The sequence below is a fragment of the Cerasibacillus sp. genome, assembly GCF_036516575.1.
Lineage (GTDB): Bacteria > Bacillota > Bacilli > Bacillales > Amphibacillaceae > Cerasibacillus.
Genome location: NZ_DATBTY010000077.1, coordinates 1 through 22,343, shown reverse-complemented (window position 1 = coordinate 22,343; position 22,343 = coordinate 1). Strand labels below are relative to the sequence as shown.

At 35.4% G+C, this 22,343-nt stretch carries 17 protein-coding genes and 1 pseudogene; 4 read left to right on the top strand and 14 right to left on the bottom strand.

Annotated elements, in window-relative coordinates; genetic code table 11:
- Positions 1 to 117: 117 nt before the first annotated feature.
- The 11 genes from VIG73_RS13620 to VIG73_RS13575 form a co-directional block, all read right to left on the bottom strand.
- Entirely contained in the window at positions 118 to 2,082 is a 1,965-nt protein-coding gene (locus VIG73_RS13620; protein ID WP_331642929.1) for a hypothetical protein, read from the bottom strand.
- Positions 2,083 to 2,355: 273 nt separating this feature from the next.
- The gene (locus VIG73_RS13615; RefSeq protein WP_331642927.1) at positions 2,356 to 2,712 is read right to left on the bottom strand and encodes a hypothetical protein; all 357 of its coding nucleotides are present in this window, start codon (positions 2,710 to 2,712) and stop codon (positions 2,356 to 2,358) included.
- On the bottom strand, positions 2,709 to 3,404 hold the full coding sequence (locus VIG73_RS13610) for an ABC transporter ATP-binding protein (RefSeq protein WP_331642925.1): 696 nt from the start codon (positions 3,402 to 3,404) through the stop codon (positions 2,709 to 2,711). Before VIG73_RS13610 ends, VIG73_RS13615 begins: the two co-directional genes overlap by 4 nt.
- Positions 3,405 to 4,077: 673 nt before the next feature.
- A complete protein-coding gene (locus VIG73_RS13605; RefSeq protein WP_331642923.1) occupies positions 4,078 to 4,713 on the bottom strand; it encodes a carboxymuconolactone decarboxylase family protein in 636 nt (211 codons plus the stop codon).
- 267 nt (positions 4,714 to 4,980) lie between these two features.
- Positions 4,981 to 6,279, bottom strand: a complete 1,299-nt coding sequence (locus tag VIG73_RS13600; protein ID WP_331642921.1) for a dGTP triphosphohydrolase — start codon at positions 6,277 to 6,279, stop codon at positions 4,981 to 4,983.
- A 172-nt stretch (positions 6,280 to 6,451) separates the two neighbouring features.
- Positions 6,452 to 6,679: a YgjP-like metallopeptidase domain-containing protein gene (locus VIG73_RS15765; protein ID WP_414648418.1), complete on the bottom strand. Its 228-nt coding sequence runs from the start codon at positions 6,677 to 6,679 to the stop codon at positions 6,452 to 6,454.
- 135 nt (positions 6,680 to 6,814) lie between these two features.
- Positions 6,815 to 8,761 (bottom strand): DUF2075 domain-containing protein, encoded by a 1,947-nt coding sequence (locus VIG73_RS13595; protein WP_331642919.1) that lies wholly within the window; start codon positions 8,759 to 8,761, stop codon positions 6,815 to 6,817.
- A gap of 80 nt (positions 8,762 to 8,841) precedes the next feature.
- Positions 8,842 to 9,885, bottom strand: a complete 1,044-nt coding sequence (locus tag VIG73_RS13590; protein WP_331642916.1) for an NERD domain-containing protein — start codon at positions 9,883 to 9,885, stop codon at positions 8,842 to 8,844.
- 354 nt (positions 9,886 to 10,239) lie between these two features.
- A complete protein-coding gene (locus VIG73_RS13585) occupies positions 10,240 to 10,656 on the bottom strand; it encodes a hypothetical protein (RefSeq protein WP_331642914.1) in 417 nt (138 codons plus the stop codon).
- Between the two features lie 127 nt (positions 10,657 to 10,783).
- The gene (locus VIG73_RS13580) at positions 10,784 to 12,514 is read right to left on the bottom strand and encodes an LXG domain-containing protein (RefSeq protein WP_331642911.1); all 1,731 of its coding nucleotides are present in this window, start codon (positions 12,512 to 12,514) and stop codon (positions 10,784 to 10,786) included.
- 153 nt (positions 12,515 to 12,667) lie between these two features.
- A complete protein-coding gene (locus VIG73_RS13575) occupies positions 12,668 to 13,015 on the bottom strand; it encodes a zinc ribbon domain-containing protein YjdM (protein WP_331642909.1) in 348 nt (115 codons plus the stop codon).
- A 449-nt stretch (positions 13,016 to 13,464) separates the two neighbouring features.
- Here VIG73_RS13575 and VIG73_RS13570 point away from each other — a divergent pair, with 449 nt between their 5' ends.
- The 4 genes and pseudogenes from VIG73_RS13570 (at position 13,465) to VIG73_RS13555 (ending at position 15,806) form a co-directional block, all read left to right on the top strand.
- On the top strand, positions 13,465 to 14,016 hold the full coding sequence (locus tag VIG73_RS13570; protein WP_331642907.1) for a hypothetical protein: 552 nt from the start codon (positions 13,465 to 13,467) through the stop codon (positions 14,014 to 14,016).
- Between the two features lie 72 nt (positions 14,017 to 14,088).
- Positions 14,089 to 14,220 (top strand): annotated as a pseudogene (locus tag VIG73_RS13565) (transposase); the annotation flags it as partial.
- Positions 14,221 to 14,223: 3 nt separating this feature from the next.
- Positions 14,224 to 15,348, top strand: a complete 1,125-nt coding sequence (tnpB, locus tag VIG73_RS13560; RefSeq protein ID WP_331642905.1) for an IS200/IS605 family element RNA-guided endonuclease TnpB — start codon at positions 14,224 to 14,226, stop codon at positions 15,346 to 15,348.
- A 146-nt stretch (positions 15,349 to 15,494) separates the two neighbouring features.
- Positions 15,495 to 15,806 carry a hypothetical protein gene (locus tag VIG73_RS13555; protein WP_331642903.1) on the top strand — a complete coding sequence of 104 codons (312 nt, stop codon included), beginning with the start codon at positions 15,495 to 15,497 and terminating at the stop codon, positions 15,804 to 15,806.
- A gap of 110 nt (positions 15,807 to 15,916) precedes the next feature.
- Here the strand turns inward: VIG73_RS13555 and VIG73_RS13550 are convergent, their stop codons facing one another.
- The 3 genes from VIG73_RS13550 to VIG73_RS13540 form a co-directional block, all read right to left on the bottom strand.
- On the bottom strand, positions 15,917 to 19,543 hold the full coding sequence (locus tag VIG73_RS13550; RefSeq protein WP_331642901.1) for a fibronectin type III domain-containing protein: 3,627 nt from the start codon (positions 19,541 to 19,543) through the stop codon (positions 15,917 to 15,919).
- Between the two features lie 149 nt (positions 19,544 to 19,692).
- Positions 19,693 to 20,991 carry a GntP family permease gene (locus VIG73_RS13545; RefSeq protein WP_331642899.1) on the bottom strand — a complete coding sequence of 433 codons (1,299 nt, stop codon included), beginning with the start codon at positions 20,989 to 20,991 and terminating at the stop codon, positions 19,693 to 19,695.
- A 915-nt stretch (positions 20,992 to 21,906) separates the two neighbouring features.
- Positions 21,907 to 22,343: DegV family protein (locus VIG73_RS13540; protein WP_331642897.1), on the bottom strand; the 437-nt coding region annotated here is incomplete at its 5' end.

Genomic DNA, 22,343 nt, shown 5'->3' with positions numbered 1-22,343 from the left:
CTTTAACTTCTTTTTACGAATCGTATGTTCAATAAATGTTCCAGTCCAAAATATCAATCTTAACTGATAATGGGACATCTAAAGAAACTTACTATTCTTATATGGATATGTATTTGATTATATCCGACGTCTACTGACACCATTAAAACACCAGCGTGTCGCAAACAGATGGCTAAGAGGAACAGCTAACAAACCGTATATAGCAACAACGCTTACAGCAATATTAAAGTCTGAGCTTACAAGCAATAGAACGACGCCCATGAGAATTACACCTATAAGAATTTCCTTCGCAACACGACTTTGGATGATTCTAATCCATGACCTTCCTGCCACTCGTAATGGGAAATCACGCTTCGCCTGTAATCGTGCGGTAATTAATGCACGAATCGCAGTCGAGACAGTAAAGGCGACAATTAATGCAATCAACGCAAGGAATTGCAACCATACAATATAAGTTGCAAATTGCGCCTGCATGATTCCCTCTTCTGCAATATAAACAATATTTAGTTCGCCTTGAATCCCTTGCTTGCGTAATGAATGCACATCAAGTTGATGTTCTTCTAGCAATTTTTGTGTAGAAGATACACCGGTAAAAATAATATTCTTACTAGAATTCATAGATGTCAAGGCAGAATCATTATAGGTTTCATAGATTGTAGGTACAACGACGAGTAGCACATTATCTGAAAAATGCAGTCTCTCTCCACCACCGCCTTGTGCGATCGGAATCCAAAATCCTTCAACTGGGCGCAGAAACTGAAGCTGTTCCAACAAATCTTCAGAACGTTCTTCTCTTGACAAGATCTCTATTTCTTCTTGAATCATTTTCGTCATATCATCTGGCAAATCCTTTTTTAATATAGGTGTCACAACTGGTTCATTCTTATTCTTCGTTACCAAATCGAGCCAACGCTGATTAACGAAAGAAACAAATGCATACTCTCGGAAATTAGCCATTTCAGGAATGTAAGTGTAAGAGAGACTAGCAGCATCACGTGCTTCTGCACCCTTCACCAATTCTGCAATCCACGGCTCCATTATATCCATATCGCCAATGTCTGTAGCGAATTCAATGGTCACTTGATCTGCTAATTGCTTCCACTGTGCCATTTCATCAGCCATAGCCGATGAGTGTTTATATGCAGACCAAGCAGGTCCTGCAGCGGATATGACTAAAAGAAAAGTTAGAGCCTGAATGACACTTGACACAGAACGCAGACTCTTTACTGCTGGTTGCCTAGTACCAAGCATTGTAGCACTTGGCCAGGAAAAGGTGGACATGATTAGCACTGTCATGATGGATACAGCGATCACAAACAGTTGTAAAGTAATTAGTGCCTTTAAGTATGGACCTACATAAACCGAACCATGAAACACACTTACATATCCCGTTGCAATGAATGTTATGATTCCTGCCGAAACGAACAATAACCCTAAAAAACCGCTAAAATCTTGAAGTTGAATTCGCATAGTTGGGACACCGCCAAGAACACGTAAGGCACGATCACGCGCCTTCAATGACAGCCAAAATAGTGCTAAAGTAATAATTAATGTGAACGCAGATAGAACAGCAGCAGCAAACCCTCTTTCCCACAACACAAACTTTAAACTTTCAAAGATAGAAGCATCTTCGTATCCTACCTTGACACCTTTATGCGTTAACTCCTTCTTGAAAGCATCTGAATGAGTATTATCTCCTGTGACAAGATAAAACCCATCTGGGTATGATGTCTCAAGCCGTTCTTTCCCGACTATTTTCCCCACATCATCGCTACCAAACCAAGTAAATTGATCGGTTAAATCTCCGTCGTTAAGCGCAGCAAAAATCTGTCTATCACCATCGCTCGTAAGATCTGGCGCAATCTTGACTAACCCCATGTCCCAGCGCGCATCTAATTTTTGTAGTGTTGCCAGCGATTCAGTAAATGGCAAGTTTGACTCACTAAAGTCTAAAGTTATTCTGTTTTTAACTCCAATGGCCTGTGGAAAATCTCTATCATATAAATCTGTTATAATAAAAGCAAGTAGCGCAAGCAAACTAAACAACGCGCACGAAACAACAACGATGATACGCTTATACATAAATGTACCCCCAAAAGCTAAATAATACATCCTTGTCTAAGGTTTAATAACGATAACTTATATCATTACAACACTGTAAAACCACACAGCTAGTAGAGAGTAACATGTTGCCATTTTCTTCCTTAATTCATTCGACTGCTTTCTATCATACTCTACTAAATTCCGCCTTCTTTCATTGCTAGATATAGCTGAAAAAGTACTTGGGCGATAACACTAGCCATGAAACGACTTCACCACGAACAGCAAATATGGTATTTAATATTAAAACATAAATTATCGCTTTACTAAATGTACCGGAACACCAAATCCTTCTCGATTCCCGAGAAGATTGGAAACAGCATCACGTTCAGACTTCGAATCATAAATAATCATAACTAAGCCGCGGTCTTTATCATCTGAACAAGGCGTCCCCACTTCGACTTCAATACCGTCACCAAGTGCTTTAATCTCCTCAACAATAGTTTGGTGACTGTTAAGAGCTTCAATAGCTTTCTCTTTCGTTGGCAACTGTTCACATGGCGGATGAGCATCTTTTTCTCCTGAAAAAAAACCATTTAAAAGGCCAACCCCTCCTAATATGAGTATCAAACCGATAATGACACTGATTGTTATTTTTAGACTAGGCTTCATGAAAATCCTCCTTCATTCGCATCATCATTATTTGATAGGTGGTGCGTCTGGCCACTAAAGCCCACTGCATGCTTAACTTCACAAGCCTGGATCATATCGTTGTCATGTGTTGACACGATAACAGTACGTCCACGCGTCGCTAAATCCTCAAATAGTGCGATAACCTTTTTTCGATTACTTGTGTCAAGTGAAGCAGTCGGTTCATCTACAAACAAGACTTCAGCATCCTTATATATAGCGCGTGCGAGAGCAAGCCGTTGTTTTTCTCCTCCACTTAAATGACCGGCTTTTTCAGCTTCTCTCCCCTTAAGTCCTGTTTCTGCTAATGCTTGTTCTAACCGATTTTGATCACCAGTGACACGTCGACCTAACATACTCGACTGCATCGTAACATTAAATGCAACAGACTCATCATCCATAATGCCGTAATCTTGAAGAATAAAGGCTGCATGATCACGCCAAAATCGACGACGTGCTGAGTCGTTATACTTCGTAACATCTTTACCATCGATAACGATATGTCCATGATCCACAGGTAACAAAAGACCAAGACAATGTAAAAGAGTCGTCTTGCCACACCCACTCGGGCCTATAAGAGCTGTCATAGTTCCTGGATGACATCGTACGGTCTCATTTTTAAGTACTTCACGGCCTTCAATGGCTACTGAAATCCTCTTTGCTTCAATCAACAAGATATACATCTCCTATCAACTACAATATCTTTCTTACACATTTCCTTAACTATATGAAGCTATAAGCTATAAAAATCAAAAATATAACTATATAAATATTCGATCGCTTGTCTAAGATTTTACTTCTTACTAAATCATAATCCTTTTTAAATTAACATATTCCTTTTAAAAATTATGTCGAATGATGTCGCCATACAAAAAATAATACATGCCTGCTATTTATCAATGATGGTACCACCAGTTATGTTTTGCAGATGCTTTGTAGTTAAATGCTCCGTCGTAAGAAAAGTACAGCCTTACATAGAAATATGTACTTAAACTTTATGTATTCATGTTCTTTTTCTATAACGATGTAGTCAGCCATCGTTGCTAAACATATACCCGACTATCATTTACATCATATTGAGAAGCACTGCAAAATAACGATCAATAAACACACATATCCTCTACATCTTGTATAAAAAGAGAAAAGCATTTAATTTTCGGCTATTGGATTGATATTTTTCTAGGAGTTTATCTTATTACGAGGATTATTATAACTGTAAAAACATATTGTCTATATGTTACATACGATAAACATATCGTTCACCTTTTATTTTCTAAATTTGGTCTATCATTAGTAATAGAAAAAGCAGAACGTGCTTTTTTGATCACGTTCTGCTTTTTTATCATTTTATTTATCGAAGTTTTTTAATGCTGTTGGGCTTTTTGTAAAGGCGCTTCCCGCATTTAATGCACTTGCGACAAATACCGCTTCCGCGACTTCTTCTTTCGTCGCTCCTGATTTTTTAGCGTTTTTCACGTGGCTATCAATGCAGTAAGGGCAACCTGTAATCAGTGATACAGCGACTAAGATCAGTTCTTTTTCTTTTACTGATAGTTCGCCTTCTGCACCAGCTTTTGTCGTAAAGTTAAAGAATGCTTTAAAGTCTTCTGGTGCTAATTCACGTAATTTCATCGTATGTGCTAAATATGTTTTCTTAAATAACTCATCATTTTCTGTTTCCTCGAAAGTTTCAAATGCATTAGCTGCATGAGCAAAAGCTGCTCCCGCTTTACCTGCTGTTGCAAGCATCAATGCTTCTGCGACTTCTGTTTCCGTAGCACCAGCGCGTTTAGCACCTTTGCTATGTAAATCTAAGCAATATTCACAGCCTGTTGTTGCCGCACAAGCAACAGCCATTAATTCCTTTAATTTCTGTGATAAAACACCTTCCTTAAGTGACACGCCATTCCAACCGTGGAACGCCTCATTAATTTCCGGTGTTAATGATTTAAATTTCCCTAATTGTTTCAATTTCTCTGCCATGAACAAATTCCTCCTTCATATAATCCATAAAATAATTCAAATAATAATATACCCTACTAGGTATGCATTGTCCAATATAATGGTTTAATATGAGTTAATCTTTCATAACAAAGGAATCGGGGTGTTTAGGTTTTAATTTTTGGATAATAGGGAACAAAAAAGTCTACGGTTAGTATCCATTAGACTTTTTTAATAGATAAAACCTTTACTCCAACGTAGTTACATTATTTTCCATTAAGCTCTCTTAGTTAAGATTTTATCTTGTTTTTATCTGTAATCTTTAAAATAATCATTATCATACAATTTTGATATAGCCTGGTCTCCATAAAACTTTCGATATAAATTTATAGCAAAAGAGTCCATCATACCAGAGATATAATCACCTATCACTCTTTGCTTACACTCATTATTATTTCTAAATTCAACCGGTAACAATTTATTGTCCTTATTAAACATATTATCATTCAATGCATCAAATAACCCTTTGATTACTTTTTCACCTTGTTTCTCATATAATTGGACAACATTCGTTCTATTTATACACTCAAATGTATAACTTTTTAAATCTTTAACAAATTTATTGTAATTCTTAAAACCTAACTCGTATTCATTTAATGTTCCTGTAATTTCAATATGTTTTTCATCCACACGTATAACATCAATATCGTTTATTAATAGGTGTACCAAATTTGATATCAGTTCTTTTCTAAATATAAATCCAAACTCTTCTGACGAATTATAGATTTGAGCATTCCGCGCTTTATCATTTGCTTTTTTCACTAAATTTTTTAATATATAAAAAGAATTTTCCGATTTATTTCTAAATTCAAATAAGTATTCATCGATACTAAATAATTTTAGACTTAATGCATCTTCTAAGTCATGAGCAGCATATGCAATTTCATCTGCTAAGTCTATTATTTGAACATCAATTGTTCTTGGTTTAATATCACTTTCCAAAAAATTCTCTATGAACTCATAATCTTCATCATAAATAAACTTCTTTGTTATTCTATTATTTTTTTTAAAATACTTCACTACACTTAATATTGTTCTTTTAGTTAAATTAAGACCACGTGCATCTGGCAGCTTTTTCTCTAAACGATTAATAACTCTTAAAGTCTGAGCATTTCCTTCAAACCCACCATGTGAATCTAATAATTCATTTAAAACTCTTTCTCCATGATGACCAAAAGGAGGATTACCTAAATCGTGGGCTAATGCCCCTGCTTCAACCACATAAATATCATTATCATATATTTCATCGTTATTCGTTCTATCACGGATATATTCACAAATACCTCGAGTAATTTGTGCAACTTCTAAACTATGAGTTAATCTATTTCTATAAAAGCTATCGTTCTTTACACCTAATAATTGCATCTTACCTTGTAGTCTTCTAAAAGAACTCGAGTATAGAACACGAGAATAATCTCTTTGATAATGATTTCTTGCTCTTTCTGTATTTTCTTCATGGATTCTCACTTTGTTATTGTTTGAAGGACAATAATACTCTTTTAAAGGGTAGTAATACTCTCTTAAAAACTCATTTAAAACTTTCCCCATATATATTTCTCCTTTGTTAAATTGTTTTTTATATTTTTAAATCATAAGTATATGATTAAAGATTAATTAAATAAAATTTTAAATTTCGTCACTCTTGAACGTATGACATGGTTGAGGATTTTTACAAAAGCGAAAGACACCCCTCATCATCTTTCTCTTCAAATAATCTCCCTCACCACTTCTTCATCCAAAATCCGCTTTCGTTCCTCCAGTCTGACATATGGGGTTGGTTAAAGAAATGGTAATCATGGTCAGGGTATTTTAAGTGTAATAGTTCATGGAGTACAACGTAATCGATACAATGTTTTTGTACGATAATAAGATGTATATTGAGTATTATCTTTCGTTCGTGTGTTAGACTGCTTCCCCAGCGGACATTCATCTTTTCGAATGTGTAAATTTGGCTTTGGAATGCGCTTGTAACTTAATTTATCATGCATTCTTGTTAGTGAGTCATGATAAATACCCTGACGACCTCGTCATACTAGTTTTCAAGCAATATCTTGGTTTTTAAAGAGTTGGAAGATAAAACACATTATTTATAAGTTGGTTTACTTTCAGCTACATAAATATCTTTTTTAAAAAAATCATCTGCCTTATATTCCCGAACATTCTTGATACGTTCTCTTAAATAATCAGCGAGTGGTTTGTTTGTACAGAATACGAAGCAGCCTTTTTGGCCTCTTGTTAACAATGTTCGGTATGTATTTCTGATAATATCATCTGCAAGTTTTGTTGCTTCTTCTGGTTTTTCTTTCATCATCTTTTTTATACCAAATAAAGAACGATCAGTTTTAGCTCGTTTTGTATAATCTGTTTGAACTCTTCCTTCTTGGTAAATTAAGTCATCTCCTATAATGACCCCTACATAATCAAACTCAAGTCCTTGACACGTATGAATAACACCTGCTTCATTAACAGAATTTTCATCGATTGCCCATGTTTCTGTGTTACCTAGGTTCCAACTAATACCGAAGTTATATTCAGGTATAACAATATCTGGTACATCTGACTGCATTCTCGTATCTTTATTCCAATTCCAGCAATACCCTGCCACAACCCTTGATTTATTATTTATTTTATTTAATTCCTTAATATCATTTAAGAGGATATTGGGGTTGTCATATACTCTAAAATCATAATCTTTTCCAATAAAGTTCATATTAGCAGTTTCTCTAATTTGTAATACATCATCTATCCAAGCTAAATAACCATCAGATCCATTGCATCTAAATTGAGATACTAACTCAGTTTTATACAACTGTCCCTCCAGTTCTTGAGCATATTTTTCTATTAAATCAATACTCCCTATATCCTTAATGGTCACCCTTTGATGTTCATCGATAAAAAATATTGTTGTTTTAGCCGTATTTATTAATTCTTTCACTTGATTTTCACCTAGGTTCTGAAACATCCCAGACTTTTCATTTAAACGATGTGCTTCATCAACAATTAGTACATCAAATTCATCCTTAGGAGCATTAACATAACTTCCTGATCCTTTAAATAAATTATCAATATGAGATTTTCGAAAATCTCCTTTCAATTTATTCGCATAAATATGTCTTGGTGCTGCATTCTTTGTAACATATTGTGCTACCATTCCTCTGTTTGTCAATTCAACTAATAGATTAATAGCTAATACAGATTTACCGGTTCCTGGGCCACCTTCAACAACTAAAACTTGTTTCGTATTTGTTCGCTGTGCATCATTGGCAAGTTGTAAAGCTTTTTCATAAACGACTTTCTGCTCATCAATCATAATAAACTCTTGATTTCCTCTTAACATAGAGTTTAAAGAATCTTGCAAGGACTTAGATGGCCGTATTTTACCTTTTTCAATTTTATATAGCGTTTCCTTTTTATCACCATATTTTATATACTTCTTGATAAAGTAACGAAGTTTGGCTGCATCGCCTTTTGCAAATATCGGAGCCTCTTCAATGTAATAGTTGTATATATTATCAGTTAACGGATCACCTTCATTACGAATAATATAATTATGTAAATATGCACATGGGTACAACTCTATATCCTCTTGTTGTACCGTTTCGTTATAATCTTTTATTAGAGACGCATATGACCATGCTTGATAGGAAGGATGTGTTGTTTCAACCATTCCATACCTCATTGGTGTTTTAACAATTGCTTCTTTGCCTTCAATCTTTTCAACTTTTTCCCATTGCTTAAGCTCGACAATAACAACAGATTCATTTGATTCTTTTGATTTACCTGTTATTAAGAAATCAACCCGTTTGGAGGAATAGGGGATTCTAAATTCAATGGCAACCCCTGAATCTTTAGGTATCTCTGGATCCATAAGAACTCTAAACATAAATTGCATCGAATTATCCCATGACCTTACTTCAGCTTCATTTACTGATCCAATCTTCTCATTGAAATTGTTAATGATATTATTTGTCAATTCATCATTAAAGACGTCTTGAAGAAATTCTTGTTTTGTTGATTCGTATACTAGCATGAAAAATCCTCCTATTTAATAACTCTGGCATTTTATCCCGTTTATGAAGATTATAGTAAATGCTTTTTTTGAGGATGAATTTATTCAATTGTTTTAAAAAATCGAAACATCTCCACAATCCCCTCCCCATATTTCTCTACCTTAAAATCACCAAATCCCTTAATCTTTCTTAATTCAGCCTTAGTCTGTGGTTTATGTATAAGCAATTCTTCTAACTCTTTATTAGTAAACACCATAAATGCTTTGACACCTTCTGTTCGTGATACAGCTAAACGATATTTCTTTAATTTTTCCCGTAACTGTTCATCATCTAGCTCATTTTTTATACTAGATCGTTTATTCTTAACTGGTTCAGTATGTTGGTTCATATATGCTTCGTATTTCGATTTGTAATCATAAGTACGTGGCTGATGGTGTTCAAATAAAAATTGTGCAATATTAAACAAATACTTTTCTTTAACATTTAAAGAATTAGATTTATCCTCTATTTCATTTCGAAGTAAAGTCGTTAATTGATCGTACTTAAAAATACGACTTTGAATGCTTAATGGACTATTCTTTTTATGTATGATTGATTTAGGATTAGCAATAATAACATACGCCTTAACTGGCATTTGGCGAATAAGCTTATGTTCTCGTAAAATTTTTTCTAAAATTCTTGTATGGCGCTCACTTTGAGAAATTGGGCTATAAAATCCTTCTTTTTTATAAACTTTTCCGTATTTATTTTTAAAAATACGATTAAACTCGCCAGACTTTGTTATTTCTATATCACCATTCATTTTTTTCGTTTCTAAAATAATAATAGACTTCTGGGTAATCACCACAAAATCAAGTTGGATATATAAATCTTCGTATCTGAGGCGAATATCATGGAGGCATAATAGTGGTAATAAAGAATGTTCTAATTCAAAAGCAACATTCGCTTCTCCTTGGATACCCGCTTTCGTAAAATTGATTTGCCTCTCAATATCTTTTAAAGCTTTCTCATCAGTTACGTAATCACGAATACTTTCTAATTCTATTAAACGATCGTTTTCCTTTGAATAGCCCTTTATAAAAATCGGCTTTGTTATCTTTCGCTTGCCACCATTTATGACAAAATCCAACATTTTATTTAACATTCAATCACAACCTTGTATACTACTTCAGTCCCATTCGACTACATTATACCAAATATTTTAATTTATTTAGAGTTTTTATATCCAATTATTGGATAAGGGCTTTTAATCATTAGGTTTTTGTCCACATGATTAGACAAGAATTATAAAAAAAGAACCCATACCGAGTGAGTTAGATGCACTTGATATAGGATATTTATCATTCTGTATTTATTAGGACCTCTTCCTTAAAGAGAGATTAATACTTTGTAAATCATAAAGGGAAGAAAAAAATACTTCAACTTGTTCACAGTCATATCACCCCACATAAAAACGTTGCACAACTCAGATAATTATAAGAACAGCATTCTATAATAATTATTTTTTATTTGATTTTCTTTCCAAATAACAATTATAACCTTCTAGAAGACCGCGTCCTATTAAAACCATCTCATCATTGCCTAAAATATTAATATCATAATTAAAATAATCAACACCATAATCTGGAATTGCTTTAGGGTCTAAATCAGGACCTGTATCACGGAATAATATTCTTGACTCTTTTTTATCTAACCTATATTCGAGGTCTCTCTCAAAAAAATTTACGTACACAATACCATCCTCTTTAAACTCAACACCTTTCTGTAATGGAATACAGCTTGGGTCTCCTCTATTTTTACTATCATAACTATCCTTAAGAGTCCAATAACCATGACTTAAATATTCTTCCGTTATCTTTGGACTACATCCCATAAGAAGTAAAAAAACAGGAACTAATATATAAATCTTTTTCATACTCAACCATCCTTTGAGAAACTACTAAACAATGTTTTAACAGAAGTCTGATATTTAGAATAAAACAAATGCTTATTAAACCTAACTGTAATCTGTTATTGACATTAAAATAATATAAGCTTAAACTTTATTTCCCACGTTTAATATAATCATACAAATCATCTGTAATTTTTGTGCTGTGATATAGCCAATATTCAGCTATCTCATACCAATTTTGTGATTGAATAAGGTCTTTTGGATAAGGAATATCTTTATTTTTAATATAAGCTTTTTCCCATCTATCAAGAAATTCAAAGGTGTATGCTGTTGGATAAAATTCAATATCTAATTTTCTATCGAAATCGGGACCAGCACCTGGATAAGTATAATTTTGTGAAATAACAAACTCCAAATCTAGGATACCTGCAGTATTTTTAACTTCCTCAATCTTTATATTTCTTTGAAGTTCCTCTTTTTCTAAAGAAAAGTCTTCCATTGCTTTAATTGTACCCGCCCCAATTTTTTCAAGCAAACCGTTTACAGTGAGCCCTAATATATAGTTGAGTGTATAATTCGCCTCTTCTTCGATCAGTTTTTTAGTTTTTATGTAGTTATTGAAATTGTTAGCATCTACTGTACTAAAATAAGTGATTTCTATATCATTATTGTAAATAATAGGTCCGCGATCTAAGCCATTATCCCTTAATGCATAGTCACGGTATTCTTCAATAGTCATTTTTCCCCTATCAACAGCTCGATATGAAGCAGTCTTCATTGTTGCTTCAATAAAATGCCCTTTAATGCCATACGGATTATTTTTATAATTTAGAGTATCAATCTTTGAAATCCCCATTGATGATTGATGAAAATGTTTCAATAATACTAAATAAACATCCAGCTTTTGCTTAGTATTGCGATCTATATTAACCTCATTAGGCCTCTTTTCCCCCGTGTATACGTAGGCCTGAACCAACAGCATTTCATCTTCTAAAGCGCTATCAGAAATGACCACTTTTTCATTAAGTCGCTTCATTAATTTATCAATATCGTTTTCATTCATGAAACTGGCAATTTCCTCAAGTTCTTTTCTGGCTTGAGCATTCAGTATTTCAGTTTGGAAAAAATGATAGAGAGCTTCACTTTCTAATGCAGTTATTGGCTCGCCATTTTTAAATTTATTTAGAATAATGCCAAATACCCCACCATCACCAAAAACACTTTCTGTAATTGCACGAAAGGATTCCATATCACTAACAGCTGAAACCTTATAATTTCCAATCGACAACTCCCCGCTTTGAAACTTCGACTCCAACTCTGATAAATAAGTCATCATCGTATCTAAGTCCTGTTTCGTTTGTTCGAGTTGAGAAACACTGTAATCATCCAGGCTATATAAACCATCCACAACATTTTTTATTCTGTCTTTTCCACGTTCAACCTGATGAATAACATCTGATTCATCAATCTTAGGAAGAGAAACAATATCACTAACACTAGCGATCACATCATTTGCTTCCCCCGCTAATTCAATCGCCGTCATTTTTACTTCATCTAGCCCAGACTCAACCTCGTGTTCCAAATATGATTGACTAACGTAACCTCTTTCATCAGGCTCAAATTCTCCAATTGCTCGTTGGATATCGATCAATACCTTCCGATAATCAGTTAATGATTGGTTTAAAAACACAAGAAAAGGTTGATGGCAGTCATTATAAAAAGCACGAATAGCTTCCCCGCCTTCTCCACCTAATTCATCGTCTAATGCTGTAAAGTCACGAACCGCTCGTTGTAAAGCTGATAATCTCTCTTGAAAATTTTCAATTTCTTTTTTGTTAGAGTCAATACCAGATAGTAAACTTTCTACATCTAAAATTTTCAATAAAGGCACCTCCTACATATGTGAAGTGTTTCAATTTAATTATATGCTATTATATTGCGATTGAAGAATCAAAATATAATAAAAAATAGATAATAATTCATAATAAAAAGACGTCCGCAATCACCTTCCTAATTGCAAACGTCTTCTCTAAGCCTAAGCCTTCTTCACAAATTCTGATTTTAATTTCATTGCGCCTATCCCATCAATCTTACAATCAATATTATGACCGTCAACAGCATCATGGATGAGGCGAATTCCTTTTACTTTTGTTCCTTGTTTTACGACGGACGAGCTGCCTTTTATCTTAAGGTCTTTGATTACATTTACGGTGTCACCGTCTTCAAGAACTTGTCCATGTGCATCTTTTATTGTTGATTCGTCATCGTTTTCTTCTACTTCATTTCCTATCCATTCATGCGCACATTCAGGACAGACGAATAAATCACGATCTTCATACGTGTATTCTGAGTTACATTGTGGGCAATTCGGTAATGCAGTCATCTCTTCACTCCTAAAGCATTGATAGTCTACTACATTTTATCATGTATGATGAATAATGAGTAGCTTAAGTCAAAGGTTTGGATTGACTGCTATATTGTACTAATAACAAACAATTTTTTAAGTAGTTACAATAATGATTGTGACTGTGTTCAAAGTATTATTACTCTTCATGATGGCCATTTCATTCATCTATGGTTAGTGAAGAGGATAAAGATAAGGACTTAAGAACACAAATGACAGCCATTTGTATCGCAGCGATCATCGCTTTTCTTAATGTGGAGAAGTTTTTATGAAAATACATATGTATAGAGTTCGAAAGCTCTGTCGATATGCTTTTTGTCATATATTCTTCACCTTGAACATCTTGTTTTCTGAAATATCTTGCTACTCATAATCATTAAAGCTATAATTAGAGAAACTTGTATGACTAAATGATTGATGTGGAGGTGTTGTTAATTAAGACGCGATTTAATATTTTCATCTGTTTCATCTGTTTTTACGCTATGTTTTTTGTCGGGTGTAGTGAGCAGAGTGATAATAGCAGTCATACAAAAGCAAGTGCCCATCAGACAGTTCAAAAAGAGAAGAAAAATGATACAACAGAAAAGAAATATAATGAAATTGATGAGGACAAAGCCGAGGAACATTTATTAAAAATGACAGAAGAAATTTATCAGTACCTATTAGAAAACGATTGGAAAAGCCTTCATGATATCATTCATCCCGAGGAAGGCATAATAATGACATTCCATCGCATGCTCGATGCTTACCGTGAATTTCCTATTCCAACATTTGTAGAAGATCCGAACTTTTCTAGATTTGACTTCCTTGATTCTATTCAGCAAAATGAACGTGTTTTTTGGGGGTTTTCTAATACGGATGACTATCATTATTTTTATATGACGATTAGTGACTATATCAATCATTTTTTATCGTTTTCCGACAGAAGACTCCCTCCTCAGTCGTGTGTAGGGCAAAGCCCAGCGACAGGTGGGAGATGAATGTCGGTTAGGCGATAGCCTAAAGTCTTTTTGTTGCTGAAATTAAACCTAAATAATATAATCAGTCTTATAAAGGATTTTCCACAAGTTCGAAAAAAGTTGTGGAAAGAAATGTTTTGGTCAAGAAGTTTTTGCTTACTAACTACGGGTGGCTCTCCCATTGATGTTGTTAGAAAATATATTGAAAATCAAAAAATGGAGTGAGGTATGAGTAATTTGTTAATTAACAAGGCATTCAAATTTCGTATCTACCCAACCAAAGAACAGGAAACACTCATTGTTAAAACAATAGGGTGTAGTCGTTTCGTATTTAATCACTTTTTGGCGGAATGGAAAGATGCTTATAAAGAAACAGGCAAAGGATTAACTTATTCTGCTTGTTCTGCCGAACTAACAAAATTGAAAAAAGAACTGGTTTGGCTAAAAGAGGTGGATAGTATTGCTCTTCAGTCCTCATTGAAAAACCTTGCCGATGCTTATACACGCTTTTTCAAAAAGGAAAATAAAGCACCACGCTTCAAATCCAAAAAGAACAACCTACAATCTTACACAACGAAACATACGAATGGAAATATCGCCATTGTAGAAAATAAAATCAAGTTACCGAAACTAGGGTACGTTCGTTTTGCTAAAAGCCGTCAGGTAGAGGGGCGAATCATGAGTGCGACCATTAGACGTAATCCGAGTGGCAAATACTTTGTCTCTATTTTAACTGAAACAGAAGTACAACCGTTGGAGAAGACAGCATCATCTATTGGCATAGACTTAGGGATTACTGACTTTGCCATTCTCTCGGATGGTCGTAAGATCAATAATAATAAGTTCACGTCAAGGATGGAAAAGAAATTAAAACGTGAACAGCGAAAACTTTCAAGACGTGCATCGAATGCTAAAAACAATGGGATTGACCTACGTGATGCAAAAAATTACCAAAAGCAAAAGATCAAGGTTGCTAGATTGCATGAAAAAGTAATGAACCAGCGTAACGACTTCCTTCATAAGTTAACGACAGAAATAATCAAAAACCACGATATAATCTGTCTAGAAGACTTGAACGTTAAAGGAATGTTACGTAATCATAAGCTGGCTAAAAATATCTCTGATGTATCATGGTCTGGCTTTGTATCAAAATTAGAATACAAAGCAAAATGGTATGATAAAACAATCGTAAAAATAAGCAGATGGTTCCCGTCTAGTCAAATATGCTCTCATTGCGGTCACAATAGTGGCAAAAAATCATTAGACATGAGGGAATGGATTTGTACGAACTGCAAAACACATCACGATAGAGATATTAACGCCAGCTTGAATATACTAAACGAAGGGTTGTGATTACAAGCTTTAGCCTAACGAAACAATAGAACCGTAGGGACTACGGGGATAGCTTGGTAAATAAAAGAAACCACTGTGAGTAAAGAAATACGCTTACAAGTATGCTTTGTTCCCAAGAATCTCCCATCTTCCATCAGACCGCAAGGTTGATAAGTGGGAGTAGTTCAATACACCACTGTGATAACCCACAACTTAAAAACTGTGATAGACAATTACACTACACAACATTCTCCTATGAAGAAATACAGCCAATAAATCATCATGATGAAAATACAGACGCTTTTCTTTTAATAGAAAATATACGGACAGAAATACCAAATGGAAGGTTTGTAGAGTTATTCTCTCCTGCCACTGAGAAGAATCACTGGCAAAAAATGCGCTTTGTCTTCTTACAACATGAAGATGAGTGGTATTTACGCGCCATTATTCGGCATGCTGATAGCTTCGATGAACATTGATGAATACGTGCTTGATGACGATGAAATGTATGATAAATTGTATGAGATGCCATTTGTAAAGTGAAATTTTAAAATCCCCTATCTCTTCATGTGAGAGACAGGGGATTTTATTAATTATATTTTCGCTTGCGATAGATTAGAAGTGCTAGACCTAAGATTGTCATCATGACACCGACGAAAACCCAATGATATATCGATGTTGCCGTGTTTGGTAATTTTTTATGACCGGCATTTTCATTGGAGTCAGCAGATGGATCATTTGTCTTAGCTGCATTATTTTCTGCATTTTTATCTGTGTTGTTTGGTGATGTGACTGTTTTATTGCCAGTATCTTTTTTATCACCTTTGTTATCTTCTTTGTCACTCACTTCTGTGTTGTCTTTATCTGACGGTGTTTCGTCTTTGTGATCTGGTGTTTCTTCCTCGTTGTTATTGTCACCTGGTGTTTCGTTAGTGTCACCCGGTGTTTCTTCTGGACCACCTGGCTTTTCTTCTTCATCAGGTGTTTCTTCAGGTACTTCTTTTGTCATTGTGAATGAATCAACGAGCTCATCATGAATGGTATAGGCTTCGATTTTCAATTCATTACCATCGACTAAGATAGACGTAAAGACTTGCTCTTCTTTCGCATGGAGGACCTTTACATAGTCCGTTTCTTGTCCTGGATAAAATTTCGGTCCAGCAGAGCCACCGATTAAATATTGCGTTCCTTCGCCATCAGGTTGTGGTTCCCCATTGTTAATCAAATGTGAACGCATATAGGCATGGTCATGACCCGTTAGGACTAAATCTACGCCTAACTCTTCTAAGAGTGGAGCAAATGTTTCAGCCGTAGCATCTTGTCCTCTTTTTGGATTACTTTTATAAGGCGAACGGTGAAACGTAACGATTGTCCAAAGTTTATCCGTGTTTTCAACTTCTTGGCGAATCCACTCTTGTTGTTCTCTCATATCTTGAACACCAAATTCGGAATTTAACATAATGAAATGAGCATTTCCGTAATCAAATGAGTAAACGAAATTCTCTTTCCCTTCTGGTCCATTTTGTGGATAAGGGAATAAATGCTTATATGTGTTAGCACCTGTTCCATATACATCATGATTACCGAGAACGGACATAAATGGAATGTTTTCATTTAATCCGTTTGATGCGTTTAAAAATAAATTCCACTGGCTTAGCTTATTTCCTTCTTCAACAATATCCCCCGCATGAACAGTGAAAGTCGTATCAGGGAATTTTTCTAAACCGAGCTTATATAACTGAGTCCATAAAGCAAATCCAGCTTCATCATATGCTTGTGTATCAGCAACGAACATAAAGCGGAATGGATCATTTTCTGAAGATGCCGTTGTAAATGTATTTACATTACTCCAGCCCGAATCGGTTCCATCTCCGACACGATACTGATATGTCGTTCCAGGCTGTAATCCGTTCGCCTCGACGTGATGAATATTCATTTCACCTTCTGGATCAGAGAAAAGTACTTTTTTTCCAGTAAATTGTTCGACTGCTTCACTTTGAAAACCATCCCCGTCTGTCGCTGGAACGACTTCAACAACACTATTTTGGATGGCAGTATTTGTTTTCCACGTAAAATGTTGTGTCGTTTGTGGATCATTTGTCCATGTGAGTGTTACATGTTCAGGTGTTTCTGTACCAAGCTGTGGTAAAATCGTTAAATCAAGCACTTGGCTAACGAGTTCACCTTTAGTCGCTTGCATCCGAAGTGGAATACGCGACAATGTCAGTAAGTCTGTTTTTACTTCACCATTTTTATCTGTTTTGTCAAAGACTGTGCTCCAATCTATTTCTTCAACATCATCTTTTGGCACATGGTAATAACGTTGTTCACCGTTTGGCATGAAAATACGATAATAATCAAATCCAGCATACGGCACTTTAGCTACCGGTATATATGTCCCGACTTCAACCGCTTCATAAGGTTCTCCAGCAACGCCGCTTCCACCTTTATAAATATGAGTTGGCTTTGTAACTTTAATTAATTTTTTATCGTCTAATACATTGATTGTCGCCCCTTCGACCGCTTCACCGTAACGGTCTGTCACTTTAATCATACTTGGTGTATTGACTGATTTCCCTTCGACATCAATTGTTAAAGGTTGGGCAATTTTTGCCTGGTAAGGTACGACGAAAAACGGAATTGTTCCCATTTTATTATCTGTATAATGGTGGTATCCATCTTTCATCTCAATAGCTAGTTCACCTGATGCATCTAATCCTAATCGGAAAGTAAGTGTTGCAAATACTTCTGAACCATCGAGTTTTGCATTTTCCAATTGACTCCAGTTTAACGAAATATCACCTGTTTCTTCATTAACAACTTGCTCAACGTTTGCTTCATTAAAAGCAGATGGAATATTAGCTTTTCCATCGACAAGTTTTAAAAGCTGTGGATCATAATGAAGTTTAAGTTCGGTTTTAGTTAAAGCTTTTGGTTCATTAATTTTAATTTTTACATCGAAAGTCGAACCTGCATATGCTTCTTCCGGACCTTCCCAAACAACTTCGGGTCCACCTGTTGATACATAAAATTGCCATGTTTTAAACGTATGGTTTCCTGCTTTATCAAATACTTCAATCCAAGCCTTGTGTAGCCCTTCAGCAAGTGGTTTTTCTGGTGTATAAGATACGACTCCTGTCTTCGCATCATAAGCAGGTGTGACAGATTGATCATCTATTTTCATAAAAATACGAGTCGGGTCAATGCCAGACCCTGTTTCTTCATCTACCGAAACAGCACGTATTTCAGGAACATTCGAGTAAGCTATTTCATCTTTACCTGGTTTAAAATCTGATAAAACTGGATTTGTGACATCCTCATCAATCGAGTCCGTATAAACGGCACGAATATTGTCTATGTAAATCGTTCCTTTTGTCTTGGCATTATCTTTTGTAGCCATGTAACGTACGGCTTGACTTCCCATTGTAAATGGCGCTTCCCAATGCTGTGGAATTTCCGCTTCAACATACTTCCAACCTTTCCAAGTGACACCGTTCGGATTATCAGATGTGTAGTCAATATTAAAGCTCGTCCCATTCGCATCATATAATTGTTGTCTAAGCCATTGTTTATGACCGTCACCGTAAACCCACATACCCATTTTCTTCGGTTTTCCTGGAATAACAATTTCTTCACCTCGTGACGCATATACGCCAGATACACCTTGTGTACCAATAAAGTCATAATCCATGCGCAGTGCATGCTTTCCAAATCGGGCTACTTCATCTGTTACTGAAACATTAACAGAATGATAGCGGGCACCGCTTGCTGTCCAACTTCCTATTCCATTTTCGAAATCCTCAAGAACAATATAAGGTTTGTCCACTTCTTTAGTTGAACTTATGTTTTCTTTCGTTTGTTTTTCTGTTGTAGGTTTTGTTTCATTTTTCGTAACAGTCTTTTCTTCAGGCTGTTCTTCTTTTGTTGTTACTTGTTTTTGTTCGACGGTTGGTTCTTCTTGCTCCGTCTTTTGTTCATCTTTCTTACCCGGTTCTGTTTCTATAAGATTAGTAGACGCTTCAGTAGATTCACTATGTAATGCTTTACTAGATTCTGCTCCTTCCGTCTCTGTTTCTGTCGCTTCCTTAGTGGTCATTTCTGTTTTGGTATTTCCAGTGTCTACTCCTTCAGCAAAAGCCGTATAAGTCGGGTGTGGTAACACTGTTGTGAATAACAATAATCCTAATAACATGAATATAAATGCTTTTCTCCTCAAAAAAAATTCCCCATTTCTTCATTAATTTACTTGATATAAAAACTATAGCACCCGTTTATTAAGTCATTGTTAAGATAAGATAAATTTAATTTAATAAAAGTTCATTTGTAACAACTGGATATATTTCCTTGTCAATAGAAACAATAGATTTAAAAAAACGTATAGAGTAAAACAACGAAGAACAAAACAATTGTAGGAATCACAACACTAATCATGAAGATTGGTTTGTATGCTTTTTGATGTGTTTCACGGCAAACGCCTTGTACTGTTGTGACGATGTATCCATTATGTGGTAAGGAGTCCAAGCCACCTGAAGCAAATGCTGAAATACGGTGCATCGCTCCCGGATCTAATCCTTGTGCTAGGTAGATGGGCGCTAATATAGGAAGCGCAATTCCTAACCCTCCTGCAGCTGAACCTGTTATACCAGCAATCAAAGTTACCGCAATAGCTAAACCAACATATTCTAATCCAGGCATATTCGTTAATTTTTCAACAATAGTTGAAAACGCAGGTACTTGAGAAGCAACGGCGCCAAATCCGACAACTCCACACGTATTCGCTATAGCAACAAGAGCGTTTTCGGTTCCTTTTGTTAAAATGGTCATATGTGTTTTCGTATATGGAAACATTAATACCCATGCCATCAAGGCACCTATGACTAGAGCGACTAGAACGGCTTCTTCGGTAACAATATATTTTGATAAAATATTGACGACTGAAACGACAATGATGAGTGGAATTAGTGAAATGAGTATATGTGGCAATTTTTCATTTGTCGAGTGCTTGAATGTTGTATCCTTATATGGTAATTGAAACGTTTCGCCATTTTTTACTGCTTTCCCTACCATCTTATGTAGAGCAAAGCCGCCTGCAATCATAATAATAAAAGCGCCAAAAAAACCAATCCACCCGCCCGCCATTGGTGTAGTCCCGAAATGTTGTGTTGGAATGATATTTTGTATTTCAGGTGATCCAGGCGATGTCATTGTAAACGAAATCGAGCCAAAAACTAATGATGCCGGAATGAAACGATGTGGTAAATTAGCATGTCTAAATAGAGAAACCGCGATTGGATAGACACAAAACGCAACAATATAGACACTCACGCCACCATAGGTCATGATTGCACTCGCACCAACTACTGCTAGGACAGCCCCTTTAGAGCCGACTTTTTCTTGAAACCAAAAGGCAATCGATTGAGCTGCCCGAGTATCTTCCATGACTTTACCGAATATAGCACCAGCTAAAAAAATGAGAAACCATGATTTAAAAAAATTCGTAAATCCCTCCATATAATATTCCGTTAAAGCCTCAATGATATTTAATCCCCCGGTCAAAGCTAAAATAAGTGAACAAAAGACTGCAGAAATAATAATGTTAATACCACGCATCGTAAAGTAAATGAGTAATGCCAAGCTACCAATCAAGCCAATGATACTCAACATTTTAATACATCCCCTTTGCTAGCTTTAAATTCTGATTGGTTGTCTGTCGTGTTGCATGAACAAATCCATGAAATTCAAAATCCATGCGGAGTAGAGCACTACACTCCTCACGAAATAGTGAATTAATCGTAATCCGTACGGAGTGCAGCCTCACACCCCACACAAACCTTCATGAATTTCAAAATCCATGCGGAGTAGAGCTCTACACTCCTCGCGAAATAGTAAATTTATCGTTATCCGTACGGAGTACAGCCTCACACTCCACACAAACCTTCATAAATTTCAAAATCCATACGGAGTAGAGCACTACACTCCTCACGAAATAGTGAATTGATCGTAATCCGTACTGAGTGCAGCCTCACAATCCACACAAACTTTCATGAATTTCGATATCCATGCGGAGTAGAGCACTACACTCTTCACAAACTCGTAAGAAATACGAAAACTGTGTGGAGTGCAGTCTTCATAAAACTATGCCAATATGTCCAATCTTATTCGTGGGATTAGCGTTGAAGAGTTACATAAATCTTTCGTTTAGCTTTGAAAGGTTTTAGAGGTTTATTGAGGGGTAACTTTTGTTTTAATGGTTGGTTATCAACGAAGACAGAGGAGTTTTTTAGTTGTTTCTGAGGTGTGCTAGATCAATTTTCGATAAAAATAGTGTGATTTGTTTCTGTCACACAGAAGATACAGCCTTATAAACTATTTTTATATTTTTACAATGATGTAAGTGGAAATAATAGAAAGAAAATAAGATGAAGTCCCTGTAATAGAAAGCAAATTGCTAATTCAGTTGAAAAAGCAATTGTTTTAATTACAAAAAGAACCTCATCCATTTTAGGTAAAATATAGGAAAATGAAGACAAGTAAATGATTGTTTCTATCGATTAATGGATATATCAAAAGAAAATTTACCTATTCTGTCATAAACAATACACCTAGTGTATTTGGACCACAATGAGATGAAATCGTACATCCAGCACGTGTAATGAAAACTTCGTCAAAGTCTACTAATTCTTGAATGGTTTCTTTGACAATATCAATATTTTCTTGGGATGTACCAGAGTGGGTAATAAAAACACGGTCTTTTTTAATTTTGGCATGACTCGTTAGTTGATCTTTCGTATAACGTTTAAATGCTTTAGTAAGAGAGCCGCGATATTTTCTGCCTACGTCCATTTTTCCATTCGTATTATTGACTTCAATAGAAGGTTTAATTTTTAGTAGGCTCGCACTAAAGGCTTGAAGGGCAGAACAACGGCCACCTTCATATAAATAGGTAAGCGTATCAATGACAAAGCTGGCATGTACTTTTGATTTTAATGCATCTACTTCTTCATAAATTTGCGATG

What these genes read in the sequence shown, in the direction of transcription:
- VIG73_RS13620 (WP_331642929.1), bottom strand. Translation starts at nt 2,082, where the DNA reads ATGTATAAGCGTATCATCGTTGTTGTTTCGTGCGCGTTGTTTAGTTTG.
- VIG73_RS13615 (WP_331642927.1), bottom strand. Translation starts at nt 2,712, where the DNA reads ATGAAGCCTAGTCTAAAAATAACAATCAGTGTCATTATCGGTTTGATA.
- VIG73_RS13605 (WP_331642923.1), bottom strand. Translation starts at nt 4,713, where the DNA reads ATGGCAGAGAAATTGAAACAATTAGGGAAATTTAAATCATTAACACCG.
- VIG73_RS13600 (WP_331642921.1), bottom strand. Translation starts at nt 6,279, where the DNA reads ATGGGGAAAGTTTTAAATGAGTTTTTAAGAGAGTATTACTACCCTTTA.
- VIG73_RS13595 (WP_331642919.1), bottom strand. Translation starts at nt 8,761, where the DNA reads ATGCTAGTATACGAATCAACAAAACAAGAATTTCTTCAAGACGTCTTT.
- VIG73_RS13590 (WP_331642916.1), bottom strand. Translation starts at nt 9,885, where the DNA reads ATGTTAAATAAAATGTTGGATTTTGTCATAAATGGTGGCAAGCGAAAG.
- VIG73_RS13585 (WP_331642914.1), bottom strand. Translation starts at nt 10,656, where the DNA reads ATGAAAAAGATTTATATATTAGTTCCTGTTTTTTTACTTCTTATGGGA.
- VIG73_RS13575 (WP_331642909.1), bottom strand. Translation starts at nt 13,015, where the DNA reads ATGACTGCATTACCGAATTGCCCACAATGTAACTCAGAATACACGTAT.
- tnpB (WP_331642905.1), top strand. Translation starts at nt 14,224, where the DNA reads ATGAGTAATTTGTTAATTAACAAGGCATTCAAATTTCGTATCTACCCA.
- VIG73_RS13545 (WP_331642899.1), bottom strand. Translation starts at nt 20,991, where the DNA reads ATGTTGAGTATCATTGGCTTGATTGGTAGCTTGGCATTACTCATTTAC.